This is a genomic window from Cupriavidus sp. 01L46, assembly GCF_056399905.1.
In genome coordinates, this window is record NZ_JBFTSF010000031.1 from 1 (window position 1) to 15,153 (window position 15,153).

The window sequence follows — 15,153 nt, forward strand, 5'->3', positions numbered from 1 at the left end:
GCCCGCCTGCCTGCAGCGCCTACGCGAGCGCCTAAAGTCGCTGCCCAATGTGAAACGACCCGGTCGCTCATGCGACCGGGTCGTCAAGTCCCGCCCTTCACGCTATGCCGTTCGCTTCCTCAATAGGGACCTTAACTGAACGGCATTAACCTCGAAGGGTGCTTTTTTTCGCGCTGCCCGAGATACGAGGATCCGGGGATCAGGCGCTTTTCGGGACGTTGCCTGCCGCTTCCAGCTTGTCGCCGGCCGTGCCGTGACGATGCTCGGCCTGTGCCTTGGCGTCCACCGCCACTTCCGGCTTGGCCGACACCGGCTCAGCCGCGACGCTGCGCACGCCAGGCAGCTGGCGCAGGCGGGCTCGCTCTGCCAGCACCTTGGCGCCATATCCGCCATCGGTGTTGGTGGTCGCCGCACCCACGTAATACTTTAGGCCGCCTTCCAGCGAACCGGCGCGGGCGATGCAGTCCTTGAGCACCAGCGCACCGATCTTGATGTTGGCGTACGGGTTCAGCGCGGCTGCCACGCCGCCCACGGCCTCGTATTTGTCCTGATGGACCTTGGTCATCACCTGCATCAGGCCCTGCGCGCCCACGCCGCTCTCCGCGTACGGATTGAAACTGGACTCGATCGCGATCACGCCCAGGATCAGCAGCGGATCGATGCCGACCTCGCGCCCCGTCAGATATGCGGCCTTCACCAGTTGCGCCGTGGCCTGCGCCGCCACGCGATACTTGCGAGCGATGTACTCAGCCACCACAGCCTGCTCGCGTGCGCTGCCCAGCGTGGCCGGGTTACGCGCATCAAGCGCCACGCGCTGCGCCGGGATCTGCGCGGCCAGGTGCGCCACGGAGGGCACCTTGCCGGCGGGCTGCTGGCCCCAGTCGTCAGTGCCGGACACGGTCGGCAACCCTGCCGGCTTGGACTGCGCCATCGTCAGGCTCAGCTTGGCCGCGGCCACATCGGCCGTGGACGCTGGCACTGCCGCTTCCATCAATACCGCAGGCGCTTCCTCGCCAGCCAGCGCACCGGCCAGGGCCGTACGCCATTCCTGGCTGACAGACAGCGATACCGCGGCGACTACAGACACAACCCCGAGACTGTTCAGGGCATATTTCAACGTTGCGCGACCGCTGCGTAAAGCGCGGCCAGCGACCGGATGCGCAAGGCGGACCTGCAATGCCCGACTCACTCCGGGTACCGGGTGTCTGAAACGGACCTGCAATGCCCGCCCGACTCCGGGAAGATGAAGGGTTTTCCAACCACTCATACTTACCTCCATCCGCTGTCCGCTTCGTGCCACGCTGCTGCGCCGCACGCCCGTTGACCGCGTATTCAAGTAAGGATGCCGCRCCGCCCAGCAAAGACGTCCAGCACCTGTTGGTGGGCGCTCCCCATGCGCCCAACGAGAAACAGGGTAGGCTCTTGGGGGAGCCTGCCCTGCCGCGAACTACTCAAAGCACCCGGCCACGGCCGGGGCGATCGATCGAATCCGTCCTGCTCAGACGCATCCGCTCATATGATCAGATATGGATAATTCCCCACTAATCCCCTTGACAGGGCAGAAGAAAATGTGCTGCACCGCAACACTCCAACGAGCAGAACCGGATTGTAGGAACCCTTTTATACATCGTCAAGAATAACGTTTCGAAAAAACAAAGCTTCTGGTTATATGTAACAAGGGTCTTTGACGCACTTCCTTGCCCCCTCCAATGGGTGAAACTCAGTACTGGCAAAGCATGGAGGCCATCCTTGCCGACCGAGGCGGAGTCAAAAAATTTACAATTTGGACATGCAAATTGGGACGATTTTTTTGTGTCCCATCATATTAATGTGAATAATGCATCACACAACTTGCATGGACAGGTGCGCTAACGTGCCTGCGCCTCAATCGAATAAATCATGAAATACAACGACTTGCGCGATTTCCTGGGCCAACTTGAAGGCCTTGGCGAACTGAAACGGATCGGTGCGCCGGTGTCGCCCAACCTCGAAATGACCGAGATTTGCGACAGRCTGTTGAGAGCAGGCGGGCCGGCAGTCGTGTTCGAAAACCCGAGCGATCCCCATCGGCCTGGTCAGACTTATAGCGTGCCCGTACTGGCCAATCTGTTCGGCACGACACGCAGAGTCGCCCTCGGCATGGGCGCGGAAAGCCTGGCCGACCTGCGCGACATCGGCCGCGTTCTGTCAGCGCTCAAGGAGCCCGAGCCGCCCCGCGGCTTGCGCGAAGCCGGCAAGCTGTTCACCCTCGTCAAATCGGTGTGGGACATGGCGCCCAAGCGCGTCAACAGCCCGGTCTGCCAAGAGGTGGTGTGGGAAGGCAACGACGTGGACCTGGCGCGCCTGCCGATCCAGACCTGCTGGCCCGAAGATGCGGCGCCGCTGATCACCTGGGGCCTGGTGATCACCAAGGGTCCGCACAAGAAGCGCCAGAACCTCGGCATCTACCGCCAGCAGGTGATCAGCCGCAACCAGGTCATCATGCGCTGGCTGGCGCATCGAGGCGGCGCGCTGGATTTCCGCGAACACGCGCTGGCCAACCCCGGCAAGCCGTTCCCGATCGCGGTGGCGCTGGGCGCGGACCCCGCCACCATCCTCGGCGCCGTGACCCCGGTGCCCGACACCTTGTCGGAATACCAGTTTGCGGGCCTGCTGCGCGGCAGCCGCACCGCGCTGGCCGGCTGCATCACGCCGACGTTGTCCGAGCTGAGCGTGCCGGCCTCGGCCGAGATCGTGCTGGAAGGCCACATCCAGCCCGACCCGGATCACCCGTCCGGCTACCAGCATGCGCTGGAAGGCCCGTACGGCGACCACACCGGCTATTACAACGAGCAGGACTGGTTCCCCGTCTTCACCATCGACCGCATCACCATGCGGCGCGATCCGATCTACCACTCCACCTATACCGGCAAGCCGCCCGATGAGCCTGCGGTGCTTGGCGTGGCGCTCAATGAAGTGTTCGTGCCGCTGCTGCAAAAGCAGTTCCCGGAGATCACCGACTTCTACCTGCCGCCAGAGGGCTGCAGCTACCGCATGGCCGTGGTGCGCATGAAGAAGCAGTACGCTGGGCACGCCAAGCGCGTGATGTTCGGCGTCTGGAGCTTCCTGCGTCAGTTCATGTATACGAAGTTCATCGTGGTGGTGGACGATGATGTTGACGTGCGCGACTGGAAGGAAGTGATCTGGGCCATCACCACCCGCGTCGATCCCGCGCGCGACACCGTGCTGGTGGAGAACACGCCGATCGACTACCTCGACTTTGCCTCGCCGGTGTCGGGGCTGGGCTCGAAGATGGGCATCGATGCCACCGATAAATGGCCCGGCGAGACCACCCGCGAATGGGGCCGTCCGATCCAGATGGATGCCGCGGTCAAGGCCCGGGTCGACGGCATGTGGGACGCGTTGTTCGAAGCCCGCGCCAACGCATGATGGCGGGCAGCAGGTAAGATCACACCAAAACCGCACCGCAACCCATCCGCACGTCCGCGCGAGACGGACCCGAGGAGGAGACATGACTACCCTTGAAGAAGGGCAACTGAGATGGACGCCGTCGCAAGCGTTCCGCGACGGCAGCCGCATTGCGCACTTCATGCGCTGGCTGGAGAGCGAGCGCGGCCTCGCCTTTGCCGACTACGGCGCACTGTGGCAATGGTCGGTGACCGACCTGGAAGCCTTCTGGGACGCCATCCGCGCCTATTTCGACCTGCGCTTCGATACCCCTGCCGAGCGCGTGCTCGGCAGCGCGCAGATGCCCGGCGCGCGTTGGTTCGATGGCGCCAGCCTGAACTACGTGCAACAGGTGTTCCGCCATGCCGGCAGCGGCGCCGCGCGCCAGCGCACGGCCATCCGCTACGCCGGTGAATCCATCGCGGTCACCGACCTGAGCTGGGATGCGCTGAAACAGCAGGTTGCCTCGCTGGCGCATGCCTTGCGCGGCATGGGCGTGGCGCGCGGCGATCGCGTGGCGGGCTACCTGCCGAACATTCCCGCCACGGTCGTCGCCTTCCTGGCCACCGCCAGCCTTGGCGCAATCTGGTCGGGCTGCGCGCCCGACATGGGCCAGGTGGCGGTAAGCGACCGTTTCCGCCAGATCGAACCCAAGGTGCTGATTGCCGTCGATGGCTACCGTTATGGCGGCAAGGCCTACGATCGGGCGCCAGTGCTGGCCGACCTGGCCGCCGCCCTGCCCTCGCTCACCGACCTGATACTGGTGCCGGGCGAGCACACTGACGCGCATGCCGCCCCCGACGCCATCCCGCTTCCCGCCAACGTGCGTCGCCACGCATGGCGGGCGGTGCTGGCGCATCGCGTACCGCTGGCGATCGAATCCGTGCCATTCGACCATCCGCTGTGGATCGTCTACTCCTCCGGCACCACCGGCATGCCCAAGCCCATCGTTCACGGCCACGGTGGCATCGTCATCGAGCAGCTCAAGCTGATGGCGTTTCACAACAACCTCGGGCCGGACGACGTCTTCCACTGGTACAGCAGCAGTGGCTGGATCATGTGGAACGCGCAGATCGCGGGGCTGCTGCTGGGCAGCACCATCGCGCTCTACGACGGCAATCCCGCCTGGCCCGACGCCGGCGTGCTGTGGCGCTTCGTGGATGCCGCGCGCGTCACCGCCTTTGGCGCGGGCGCGGCGTTCTTCACGGCCGGCATGAAGGCCGGGATCGAGCCCGCGCGCGTGGCCGACCTTTCCCGGCTGCGCGCGCTCGGCTCAACCGGCTCGCCACTGCCGGCCGAGGCCTATGACTGGATCTACCGCCACGTGGGCGCTGACATCTGGCTTGCGCCGATGAGCGGCGGCACCGACTTCGCCGGCTCGTTCGTGGCAGGCTGCCCGATCCTGCCGGTCTACTCGGGCGAGATGCAGTGCCGCTGCCTGGGTGCGAAAGTCGAAGCCTTCGACGAAGCAGGCAATGCGCTGGTGGGTGAGGTGGGCGAGCTGGTCTGCACGGCGCCGATGCCGTCGATGCCGCTGTTCCTATGGGGCGACACCAACGGGCAGCGTTACCGCKACAGCTACTTCGACACCTATCCCGGCGTGTGGCGCCACGGCGACTGGATCAAGATCACCGCGCACGGCGGCGCCATCATCTACGGCCGCTCGGACGCGACCRTCAACCGGCACGGCATCCGCATGGGCACCAGCGAGCTGTACCGCGTGGTGGAGGACCTGCCGGAAGTGCTCGACAGCATGGTGGTGGACCTCGAATACCTGGGGCGCGACTCGTATATGCCGCTGTTCGTGGTGCTGCGCGAGGGCATGGTCCTGGACGATGCATTGCGCGACACCATGCGCGCACGCATCCGCAGCGCGCTGTCCTCACGCCATGTGCCCAACGAGATCCTGCAAGTGCCCGGCGTGCCGCGCACGCTGTCGGGCAAGAAGATGGAAGTGCCCATCAAGAAGCTGCTGCTGGGCCACGCGCCCGACAAGATCGCCAACCGCGACGCCATGGCCAACCCGGAAACGCTGGACTGGTATTTCGCCTACGCCGAGCGATTTATCGTGGCGCGCGCCAGCGAGTCCGCGGCGGCGTGAAAGGAGAAAGGGCGCACCGCAGCCTTGAACGCCGCGATGCGCCCTCTTCTTTCTCCTGGCAAGACAGTCAGAACTCCACTTCGAGTTCGCTGATTTCGTCGGGCTCCTTCTTTGCCGCGGCAATCCACTCCTGCAACTCCGGCATGGCGAGGATCTGCTTGCAGTACTCCACCGGCGCCGGATCCAGCATCACGCCGTAGGTCACGAAGCGCGTCACCACCGGCGCGTACATCGCATCGGCCATGGTGCGCGTTTCGCCAAACAGATAGGGGCCGCCGTATTGCGTCAGGCACTCGGTCCAGATCTGCGCGATGCGGTCGATATCGGCCTGCGCGCGCGACCACACCTTGAAGCCAGGAAAGTGCCCCTTCAAGTTCATGGGCAACGCCGCGCGCATGGCAGCGAAGCCCGAATGCATCTCGCCGCAGATGGCGCGGCAATGCGCGCGTGCGGCGCGGTCATCGGGCAGCAGGCCGGCCTTCGGGCGGACCTCGTTGAGATACTCGGCGATAGCCAGCGTGTCCCACACGGTCACGCCCTGGTGCAGCAGGCGGGGAACGAGAATCGAAGGCGACAGCAGCAGGATTTCCGCGCGCGCCGCGGCGTCATCGGGGGGCACCAGCACCTCCTCGAACTCCAGTCCCGCGAAGCGCGCCAGCAGCCAGCCGCGCAGAGACCACGATGAATACGTTTTACTGCTGATGGTGAGTGTCGTCCTTGCCATCCCGCCTCCTTGCCACCTGGAAAAGCCATTGCACGGCGGGCGATTTCCGTCGTCTGTGTGCCAGCAGACGGTGCGCCCGTGTCTCCCGCTGCAGTGTCGCGCTATGCGTTGTGTGCTTTGTGTTCGCTGCTTCTACTATGAATTTGTACTACATCATGGCGGGGACATAGTTCCTGATTGCGCTTACCTTGCTCTTGCCTTGATGTGGCGCAATGGCCTGCGCCGCAGCCGAAACAAGCACGCACCACGCACGTATCAAGCACGTATCAGGCACGCCGTTTCACGGTTAAACATGCCGCGGCCACAGCGGCACCGGCACGGTGCACCGCATAGCACCAGCATGAGGCAGATGGTCTGGCGAAGATCCGCGCGCGCACTTCGCGCGCGGCGTTTGCGCCGCATACGAACCAGAACAGGTCACCCCGTTCCGCCATACGGGCAGGCCCGCAAGCCGCATGCCAACGCGATTCGCCGTGGCACGCATATTGCGGCTGATGAGGTCAACGCATCAAAGGGGGCCAGCCATGCTGTATCAGGTGTACCAGACTTATGCGGATCTCATGCAGCCCGCCTGCAGCCTGGCCCACATGGTGTCGAGCACGCTTGCGGAAAACCCGCGCCTGGCAGGATGCGAGCCGATGCTTGCCACGCGCGCGGCCTGCGAGGTGCTCGCACTGAGCCGCCTGACGCACCATCGCCCGCCGTTTGCCATCGACAGCGTCATGGTGAACGGCACACCGGTACAGGTTACGGAGGAAGTGACCGCGAGCACGCCGTTCTGCTCGCTGCTGCACTTTCGCAAGCACGGCGTCCCTGCCCACCCGCGCGTGCTGCTGGTGGCGCCGATGTCGGGCCACTTTGCCACGTTGCTGCGCGGCACCGTGCAGACCATGCTGCGCGATCACGATGTCTACATCACCGACTGGCACAACCCGCGCGACATCTCGCTGGCGCACGGCCGCTTTGGTTTTGACGAGTACGTCTACCATCTGATCGATTTCCTGCGCGTGCTGGGCGGCGGCACGCACCTGATGGCGGTGTGCCAGCCCACCGTGGCGGCGCTCGCCGCCGTGGCGTTGATGGCGGAGGATAACGATCCGGCGCAGCCGCCGAGCCTGATCCTGATGGCCGGCCCCATCGACGCGCGCATCAACCCGACCAAGGTCAATGAGCTCGCCACCAGCCAGCCCATCGAATGGTTCGAGCGCTCGCTCACCAGCTACGTGCCGCTTCGCTTTGCCGGCGCGATGCGCCGCGTCTACCCCGGCTTCATGCAGCTGATCGCCTTCATGAGCATGAACAGCGAGCGCCACCAGCAGGCTTTCCGCGACCTCTACGATCTGCGTGCCAGCGGCCAGCATGACCGCGCGGATGCGATCCAGGTGTTCTACGAGGAATACTTCGCCACCATGGACCTGAGCGCGGAGTTCTATCTCGAAACCGTGAGCATGGTGTTCCAGGAATTCCTGCTGGCGCAGGGCCTGCTGGACGTAGGCGGGCGCCGCGTGGACCCGCACGCGATCCACCGCACGGCGCTGCTCACGGTCGAGGGCGAGCGCGACGACATCTGCGCCATCGGGCAGACCATGGCCGCGCAGGAACTGTGCGGCAGCCTGCGGCCCTATATGCGCATGCACCACGTGCAAACCGGCGTGGGGCATTACGGCGTGTTCAACGGCAAGCGCTGGGATTCGCAGGTCTATCCGCTAGTGCGCAACGCCGTCTATATGAGCGCGTGAGGTTGAACGCATGAGGTTGAACGCATATGGCCGCGCGGCACGGCCAGGTAGCCAGGTGTCTAGGCAGCGGTCTGGCCTGCCGGCCACGGCGTCACCGCCGGCACCGCGCACGGGCCCTCGACCTCGACGGTGCCAAAATCCGCCGGCCCCACGATCTCCAGGTACTCCATGTCCGGCGAGTAGTCGAACAGAAAATGCGTGATGCCGGGGCGCTGGTGCACGCAATCGCCAGTCGCCACCAGTGTCTCCTTGTCCTCGTACATGAAGCGCGCCCAGCCCTTGAGCATCAGTACCACATGGAACTGCGCCTCGTGCCGGTGCCAGCCGGTGCCTTGCTCGGGCGGCTGGTTGGCCTTGACCAGTTGCACCAGCAGCTTGCCGCCCGTGGCCTCGGCAACGCCCAGGTCGCGATACAGGAAGAAATCGCGCAAACCCTGGTCGACGAAGGCAGTGTCTTGCGGGCGCACGTGGGAGAACTTCGTGGGAGAGGCATCCGTGGCGGCATCGCCAGCGGACGCTGTGGACTTGCTGAGGGACTCGGCCATGACAAGCTCCTTTCGCTGAGGGAAACGCTCTGCGCTGCGACGCAACATTCACGCCAGCGGCCGCGTGCCCACGCAGCGCCGAAAGCGGCGAGAGCCGGTCCGAATGTGGCGCACCGATCGCTGCAAAAGGCGCATGCCTGATGAACGCCCGACGCCTGTGCACCCGCCGGGGGCGCAACCGAGCACCGGACAGGTGCCGCGGCACGGCGCGTTGACGGCTATCATGCAGCGATGCTCACTCCCGCCGCAACTTGCATGCCGCCTCTCAATTCTATGCATTTCCAAGGCCAGGAACTGATCCGGGTCGGAGACGATTCCAGTTTCATGCTGCTAGCCCCGCAGTTCGGCGCCCGCCTGGTGCGCTGGGTGCATCGCGGCGAGGACATCCTTTACTGGCCAGAGAACGCTGACTGGTCCCAACTGGCCCGTGTACGTGGCGGCAACCCGATACTGTTCCCCTTCATTGCCAGGCACTTCGTCGACAACGCGCCCGGCGCGTGGAAAGACGCCAGCGGCACCGTGCGGGCGCTGCCGATCCACGGCTTCGCACGCGACCTGCCCTTCGCGGTCACGCAGTTTGAGGCGGGACGCAGCCTGACCATGACGCTGCAAGCGTCGGACGCGACGCGCGCTGCCTACCCCTTCGAGTTCCTGTTCGAGGTCACCTACCAGCTGCTCGACGACAGCCTCGAGGCCACGTTGCGCACGCGCAATACCGGCGAGCAGGCCCTGCCTTACTACGCTGGCCACCACTTCTACTTCCCGCTTGCCCACCAGGCCCGCGCCGCTTCCACGCTGGCCATGCCGGTCGCGCAACGGATGCGCCAGCATCCCGACGGCTCGCTGGCATCGAACGGCCAAGGCGCCGAGACCTATCAGCTCGACGACCCGCGCCTGCAAGACACCTTTCACGTCCTGCACGCGCAGGCTGCGGCGCCACGCCACTGCACGCTGGCCACGCCGCCCGATGCCACCGCTGCGCATGGCCGCAAGCTGGCGATCGAGCTGGACACGCCGGGCAGCACGCCGTGGTTCGCGGTCACCACCTGGTCGGAGCGCGCCGACTCCGACTTCTACTGCGTGGAACCCTGGCTCGGCCTGCCCAACGCCATCCACCACGGCACGGGGTTGCGCTGGCTCGCGCCGGGACAGGAGGAGGCGGCGGTCTGCCGGCTGCGGGTGGCGCCATAAGGCGCCATCGCACCTTCAAGTTTTCCCCAACATCCTGGCGCTGAACGCGGCGGTGGCCATGTTCCGCATCGGCGGAAATGGATCTGGCCGGCCGGATGGGGCCAGGAACGTTGCCGGTGCCACACCGGCGTTTGGCGTCTAAGGGACCACGCGGGTCCCGGCGCACCGGTTCCGCCGGTGCGCCGGAGCGCCGGAGCGCCGGAGCGCCGGAGCGCCGGAGCGCCGGAGCGCCGGAGCGCCGGAGCGCCGGAGCGCCGGAGCGCCGGAGCGCGAGATAATGCACTTTTCATGGTATCCGGCAACCGCGCACCTTGCGCTCGCCGGGGCATCCCGCGTAAAATCGCGCTTCTTGCGGGCGTCGTATAATGGCCATTACCTTAGCTTCCCAAGCTAAAGACGTGGGTTCGATTCCCATCGCCCGCTCCACATCAGATTGAGACGAGCCGCCTTCGCCACTGGTCGCATGCCCGATCAGGATCGCCCGGCGGCTTTTTTGTTGCCATGCTCCCCCAAGACCCCAGTTCCGACCCGACGCCAGCCGACGACGCTGACAACGCGCCCGCCAAGGCTGCTGACGGCAGCGACGTGGCGCACCCGCGCCGCATCCGTTCCTTCGTGCGCCGCGCGGGGCGAACCTCCACCGGCCAGCAGCGTGCCATCGATGACCTGGGGCCGCGCTTCATCCTGCCCTACGCACCGCAGCCGCTCGACTGGGAGGCCACGTTCGGCCGCACCGCGCCAGCGATCCTCGAGATCGGGTTCGGCATGGGCGAGACCACCGCACATATCGCGCAACTACGCCCTCAGGACAATTTCCTGGGCTGTGAGGTGCATGAACCCGGCGTGGGCGCCCTGCTCAAGCTGCTGGGCGAGCGCGAGATCGGCAATGTGCGGATCATGCCGCATGACGCCGTGGAGGTCATTGCGCACATGCTGACGGAATCCTGCCTGGACGGCGTACATATCTTCTTCCCCGACCCGTGGCACAAGAAGCGCCACAACAAGCGGCGCCTGGTGCAGCCGCCGCTGGTCAAGCTGCTGGCCAACCGCCTCAAGCCGGGCGGCTACCTGCACTGCGCGACCGACTGGGAAGAGTATGCCCACCAGATGGTGGAAGTGCTGTCGGGCGAACCCACCCTGGCCAACACCTCGGACGCCGCCGGCGGCTTTGCGCCGCGGCCGGACTACCGCCCGGTGACCAAGTTCGAGCGCCGCGGCGTGCGGCTGGGCCATGGCGTGTGGGACGTGGTGTTCCGCAAGCGGGCCTGAAGACAAAGGCCGCGCCGCACGCCGCACGTCGTCGGCACCATGAAAAAAGCGTGGCTTGGAGCCACGCTTTTTTTTCGTGCGACAGTTGCCGCCGGTGTTATCTATCGCGACCGCCTTCAGGCATGCCAGGCAATCAGCCCCGAGTACGCGGTCGCCAGCACAACGATGCCGAAGATGATCCGGTACCAGGCAAACGGCTTGAAGTCATGGGTGGCGACAAAGCGCAACAGCCAGCGCACGCACAAGAAGGCGGACAGGAAGGCGAAGACGAAGCCGATGGCGAAGATGCCCAGGTCGTCGGCGGACAGCAGCGCGCGCGACTTGTACAGTTCGTAGACGGTGGCGCCGAAGATCACCGGGATCGCCAGGAAGAAGGAGAACTCGGTGGCTACCTGGCGTGACAGCCCGAACAGCATGCCGCCGATGATGGTGGCGCCGGAGCGCGAGGTGCCCGGGATCAGCGCGAAACACTGCGCCAGCCCGACCTTGATCGCATCGCGCCAGTTCAGGTCGTCTACCGACTCGATCCGCGGCGCGCCAGCCTTGGCGGCCTCCAGCAACGCGTTGCCCTGCGGGTGCGATACCTGGCCGCGATGGCTTTCCCGCCATTCGGCCCACAGGATCACCACACCACCGACGATGAATGCGGTGGCCACGGTGACCGGGTTAAACAGGTGAGCCTTGATCCACTTGCCGAATACCAGCGCCAGCACGATCGCCGGCACGGTGGCCACGATCACGTTGATGGCAAAACGCCGGGCCTTTTCATCGCTGGCCAGTCCGCCCACCACGGTGGCGATGCGGTGGCGGAACTCCCAGCAAACCGCCAGGATGGCACCGAACTGGATCACGATCTCGAAGATCTTGCCCTTTTCATCATTGAAGTCGAGCAACTGGCCGGCGAGGATCAGGTGGCCTGTGCTGGAGATGGGCAGAAATTCGGTCAGTCCTTCGACGATGCCGAGGATCACGGCTTTCAGGGCGAGGGCAATATCCATGCTGATTGGAATGTGTGGAATGCTGAATGGAAGAGCGAAGGAAAAGCCAAGGACAGGCGAGCAAGACGGAAACGGGCAACCGTCAGCCCTATGCCATCAGCCACGCACCAGGCGCCAGGAATCACAACTATCCGCCACGACCATGACACCGCAGTGGCTGGGCAAGGCGCTTGCCTGGGCGCGGCGCGTCATCAAGGCCGATTGATCTTGACGTTGATCCCGTTGGGCAAAACGGTGATTGTACCGGGTTCGACACTGGCGCCGGCGAGGCGCAGCTCGTCAGGACGGAAGGTATAGAGCGGATAGCCCTGCAGCAACTGCTCCGCAAGGATGCCGCCGAGCGCATTGAGCTGACGTGAGAATTGCGGTGGCAAGCCTTTGACGTCGAACTGCTGGACCTGCGGATCCTGCAGCACCACCGCACGGCTGGCCGGATCGTAGCGCAGCCCGCTGTCCAGCGCGAAGCGGCCAGTCATCGGCTCGCCGGAGAACAGGCGGTTGTTCACCGTCGCGTCGAACTGCACGTTCACCCGGTTGCGGCTGGGATCGAGCGTGAGCTGCGGGTTGGCGAGCTGGATGTCGAACAGCTCCATATAGCGCTTGTTGAACGGGAACTTGCGCTCCAGGGCCGATTGCAGCTGGCTCTGCGAGAAAGTGTAGTCGTTGCCCATCATGCCGCAGCCGACGAGTGCCGCGGCCAGCGCGGCGCTGGCGCTTGCTGCCAGCCAGCGCCGGCGATTGATCATGACCATCTGTTTGTTCCTTGCGGGTTCAGGCGGCGCGGCCAGGCGCGGTGGCAACCTCGAGCTGCGTCAGCCAGGCCAGTGCATGCCGCCGGGTTTCGCCGCACATGTCGGCAGAGGGCTTGAGCCCGGCGCAAAATGCCGGCCGCGTGGGCTCGCCAAAAATTGCGCAGCGCCGGTCGGGCAGCAACTGCACGCAGGGTACGCCGGCCGGCTTGCCGCCGGGCATGCCGGGAATCGGCGAGGTGATGGAGGGCGCGGTGCAACAAGCGCCACAATCGGGCCGGCAAGAGAGTTCAGACTGTGGGGACATGGCAATGATTCAGGCGCGGACGACGCCCGGCAGACCATATTGTGCCCCAAGCCGTACGGCCCTCCCCGCGCTTGACCGGCGGATTCCCCTCCACTACATTACTGACCCAAGAGTTATTTATTTGCACCTCTCGCGGAGTGCTCCCCGCAGAGATGCACAGCGCCCCAGTGAAAAACCCGCCAGACCAGAGCCAGAATCAGGAATCCGCCAACACCAAACGCTGGGCTCGCCGCAAGGCAGCACGCCCGCAGGAACTGGTGGCCGCCGCGCTCGATCTCTTCGTCGAACGCGGCTATGCGGCCACCCGGCTGGAAGATGTTGCCGCCGCGGCGGGCGTGTCCAAGGGCACCGTCTATCTGTACTTCGCTAATAAGGAAGAGCTGTTCAAGACGGTGGTGCGCGAAAACCTGGTGCCGACGCTGGCCAGGGGCGTCGACCTGGTGGAGAACTACCAGGGCTCGACGCCGGAGCTGCTCAGGGAATTGCTGCGCGGCTGGTGGGGCCTGGTCGGGGCGACGCCGGTGGCCGGCCTGACCAAGCTGATCATGGCCGAATCCAGCCATTTTCCGGACATTGCCCAGTTCTACCACGAGGAAGTGGTGCTGCCGGGCGATGAGTTGTTCGCGCGCGTGCTCAAGCGCGGCGTGGCGCGTGGCGAGTTGCGCGACATGCCGGCCAACCCGACCACAACGCTGATCTGCGCGCCGCTGATGTTCCTGATGCTGTGGCAGCGTGCGTTCAGTGCGTCGTCGCGCATCGAGATCGACCCCGAGGCGTTCCTCGACAACCTGCTCCAGATGTTGCTGTTCGGCCTGACCACCGGCGCGGCGCGCGATACGCCGCTGCCGCCCAAGGTCGGCCCCTACGTCTGGGAACAGATACAACAAGAAGCCCTGGCACAAGCGCAGGGGCAGCAGGCCGCGCGAGAGACCCCAGCGCCGCCGCCGGAGACCGCATGACCCGACGTAAGAAAATCCTGATCGCCGCGATCGCCACCATCGCGGTGGTTGCCGTGCTCAGCGCCGCTGCCGCCGTGCGCAAGGCAAGCAATGGCAAGCCCGGCGCAGCCCCGGCTGCCGCGGTGCAAGACCTGGTGGAGTTCCTGCCATCCGACCTGGTCGAGGCCACCACGCAAGACTTGCGCGTGTCGCTGCCGCTGTCGGGCGGGCTGCGGGCGCTGAACCAGGCCTCGGTCAAGGCCAAGGTCGCGGGCGAGGTACAGCAAGTGCTGGTGCGCGAGGGCGAAGCCGTGCGCGCCGGCCAGGTCATCGCGCGCATCGATGCGACCGAGTACCAGGCCAAGGTGGCGCAAGCGCGCGGGCAGATGCTGGCGGCGCGCGGCCAGTATGAGAATTCGAAACAGACCTTCGAGCGCAACCGCGAGCTGGTGGCCAAGGGCTTCATCTCAAAGACCGCCTTCGACAACTTCCAGAGCAACCTGGACGTGGCGCACGCCAATCTCGATGCCGCCCAGGGCGGCCTTGAAGTCGCGCAGAAAGCGCTCGCCGACACCATCGTCAAATCGCCGCTGGATGGCCTGGTGGCCGCGCGCGCGGTGCAGCCGGGCGAGAAGGTCTCGCCCGACACACGCCTGATCGACGTGGTCGACCTGCGCGCGCTGGAACTCGAGGCGCCGATCCCCATGGCGGATGTAGCTCGCGTTGCCATCGGCCAGGCCGTGCAGCTCGACGTGGAAGGCAGTGGCCGCTTCGAGGGCAAGCTGGTGCGCATCAACCCGGCGGTAAGCCAGGGCACGCGCAGCATCATGGTCTATGTGCGGGTGGACAACCCCGAGGCGCGCCTGCGCGCGGGCATGTTCGCCCAGGGCTCGCTGGTGCTCGGCCACCACGCAGGCGTGGTGGCGGTGCCAGCCACGGCGGTGCGCAACGATGGCGAGCGCGCGTTCGTCTACAGCGTGGAGAATGACGTGCTGGCGGAACGCCAGGTCAAGCTTGGCATCCGCGACGATGCGAGCGGGCTGGTGGAAATCACCAGCGGCCTGGCCACCGGTGCCAAGGTGGTGCGCAACAACCTCGGCACCCTGCGCGCGGGCAGCCGCGTCAAGCAGGTCAAGGCGTAGGAG

General features: G+C 65.5%; 13 protein-coding genes, 1 tRNA gene and 1 pseudogene. 9 read left to right on the forward strand and 6 right to left on the reverse strand.

Annotated features, from left to right (window positions below; genetic code table 11):
• Window positions 1–139: pseudogene (locus AC1DS3_RS08080) on the forward strand (IS4 family transposase); the annotation flags it as partial.
• A gap of 60 nt (window positions 140–199) precedes the next feature.
• Here AC1DS3_RS08080 and AC1DS3_RS08085 read toward each other — a convergent pair.
• Window positions 200–1,267, reverse strand: a complete 1,068-nt coding sequence (locus tag AC1DS3_RS08085; RefSeq protein ID WP_441633466.1) for a lytic transglycosylase domain-containing protein — start codon at window positions 1,265–1,267, stop codon at window positions 200–202.
• Between the two features lie 632 nt (window positions 1,268–1,899).
• Here AC1DS3_RS08085 and ubiD point away from each other — a divergent pair.
• Window positions 1,900–3,429 (forward strand): 4-hydroxy-3-polyprenylbenzoate decarboxylase, encoded by a 1,530-nt coding sequence (ubiD, locus tag AC1DS3_RS08090; protein WP_441633464.1) that lies wholly within the window; start codon window positions 1,900–1,902, stop codon window positions 3,427–3,429.
• 82 nt (window positions 3,430–3,511) lie between these two features.
• A complete protein-coding gene (locus AC1DS3_RS08095; protein ID WP_477126975.1) occupies window positions 3,512–5,548 on the forward strand; it encodes an acetoacetate--CoA ligase in 2,037 nt (678 codons plus the stop codon).
• Window positions 5,549–5,615: 67 nt separating this feature from the next.
• Here the strand turns inward: AC1DS3_RS08095 and AC1DS3_RS08100 are convergent, their stop codons facing one another.
• The gene (locus tag AC1DS3_RS08100; RefSeq protein ID WP_441633460.1) at window positions 5,616–6,272 is read right to left on the reverse strand and encodes a glutathione S-transferase family protein; all 657 of its coding nucleotides are present in this window, start codon (window positions 6,270–6,272) and stop codon (window positions 5,616–5,618) included.
• Window positions 6,273–6,796: 524 nt separating this feature from the next.
• On the opposite strand from AC1DS3_RS08100, the gene AC1DS3_RS08105 reads away from it, so the two are divergent.
• On the forward strand, window positions 6,797–8,011 hold the full coding sequence (locus AC1DS3_RS08105; protein ID WP_441633458.1) for a polyhydroxyalkanoate depolymerase: 1,215 nt from the start codon (window positions 6,797–6,799) through the stop codon (window positions 8,009–8,011).
• Between the two features lie 59 nt (window positions 8,012–8,070).
• Here AC1DS3_RS08105 and AC1DS3_RS08110 read toward each other — a convergent pair whose 3' ends face one another.
• Window positions 8,071–8,556 carry a cupin domain-containing protein gene (locus AC1DS3_RS08110; RefSeq protein ID WP_477126976.1) on the reverse strand — a complete coding sequence of 162 codons (486 nt, stop codon included), beginning with the start codon at window positions 8,554–8,556 and terminating at the stop codon, window positions 8,071–8,073.
• Window positions 8,557–8,811: 255 nt separating this feature from the next.
• Between AC1DS3_RS08110 and AC1DS3_RS08115 the strand changes: the two genes are divergently transcribed.
• From AC1DS3_RS08115 to trmB, 3 genes are all read left to right on the forward strand, one after another.
• Window positions 8,812–9,747, forward strand: a complete 936-nt coding sequence (locus tag AC1DS3_RS08115) for an aldose epimerase family protein (RefSeq protein WP_441633454.1) — start codon at window positions 8,812–8,814, stop codon at window positions 9,745–9,747.
• A gap of 351 nt (window positions 9,748–10,098) precedes the next feature.
• Window positions 10,099–10,173: transfer RNA gene (locus AC1DS3_RS08120), tRNA-Gly, on the forward strand.
• A 75-nt stretch (window positions 10,174–10,248) separates the two neighbouring features.
• Window positions 10,249–11,016 carry a tRNA (guanosine(46)-N7)-methyltransferase TrmB gene (gene trmB, locus AC1DS3_RS08125; protein ID WP_441633452.1) on the forward strand — a complete coding sequence of 256 codons (768 nt, stop codon included), beginning with the start codon at window positions 10,249–10,251 and terminating at the stop codon, window positions 11,014–11,016.
• 116 nt (window positions 11,017–11,132) lie between these two features.
• On the opposite strand, the gene AC1DS3_RS08130 is transcribed toward trmB, so the two are convergent.
• The 3 genes from AC1DS3_RS08130 to AC1DS3_RS08140 all read right to left on the reverse strand — a co-directional run bounded on the left by AC1DS3_RS08130 (window position 11,133) and on the right by AC1DS3_RS08140 (window position 13,070).
• Window positions 11,133–12,014, reverse strand: coding sequence for an undecaprenyl-diphosphate phosphatase (locus AC1DS3_RS08130; protein ID WP_441633450.1), 882 nt, complete (start codon window positions 12,012–12,014; stop codon window positions 11,133–11,135).
• Window positions 12,015–12,205: 191 nt separating this feature from the next.
• Entirely contained in the window at window positions 12,206–12,766 is a 561-nt protein-coding gene (locus AC1DS3_RS08135) for a DUF1439 domain-containing protein (RefSeq protein WP_441633448.1), read from the reverse strand.
• A 19-nt stretch (window positions 12,767–12,785) separates the two neighbouring features.
• Complete coding sequence (locus tag AC1DS3_RS08140) at window positions 12,786–13,070, reverse strand: YkgJ family cysteine cluster protein (protein WP_441633446.1); 285 nt, start codon at window positions 13,068–13,070, stop codon at window positions 12,786–12,788.
• A gap of 152 nt (window positions 13,071–13,222) precedes the next feature.
• Here AC1DS3_RS08140 and AC1DS3_RS08145 point away from each other — a divergent pair, with 152 nt between their 5' ends.
• Both AC1DS3_RS08145 and AC1DS3_RS08150 read left to right on the forward strand, forming a co-directional pair.
• Window positions 13,223–14,029, forward strand: a complete 807-nt coding sequence (locus tag AC1DS3_RS08145; RefSeq protein WP_441633444.1) for a TetR/AcrR family transcriptional regulator — start codon at window positions 13,223–13,225, stop codon at window positions 14,027–14,029.
• A complete protein-coding gene (locus tag AC1DS3_RS08150) occupies window positions 14,026–15,150 on the forward strand; it encodes an efflux RND transporter periplasmic adaptor subunit (protein ID WP_477126977.1) in 1,125 nt (374 codons plus the stop codon). The genes AC1DS3_RS08145 and AC1DS3_RS08150 overlap by 4 nt, the downstream gene beginning before the upstream one ends.
• Window positions 15,151–15,153: the final 3 nt, after the last annotated feature.